Origin of the sequence: Psychrobacillus sp. PGGUH221 (assembly GCF_042055255.1) — a bacterium.
Classification (GTDB): Bacteria; Bacillota; Bacilli; order Bacillales_A; family Planococcaceae; genus Psychrobacillus.
Genome location: NZ_JAQMHQ010000059.1, coordinates 1 through 255 on the forward strand (window position 1 = coordinate 1; position 255 = coordinate 255).

The window sequence follows — 255 nt, forward strand, 5'->3', positions numbered from 1 at the left end:
CATCAAATATCTTCTCAAGTAATTCAGAAGCGGCATCAAGGATTTTGGAAGGTTCATTAAACCCTGGTGCAGTTTGTACATAGCCAGTTACCTTTAATACTTGCTCCACATTGTCAAGACTGCCTATAGCTGCTTTTAAACTGCTAAGTCCTTTTAACACACAGAACTCAGCAAGTTCCTGAGCCTGCTCGACTGTAACATCTCTGCCCACTTTACCTGTATAAGGAACTTCACCATTTATTCTAGGAACTTGTC

The 255-nt window shown here is 40.8% G+C and carries 1 protein-coding gene; it reads right to left on the reverse strand.

All coding sequences use genetic code 11. From position 1 onward, the window contains the following. Window positions 1-255: RidA family protein (locus tag PGC35_RS22190; RefSeq protein WP_375220733.1), on the reverse strand; the 255-nt coding region annotated here is incomplete at both ends.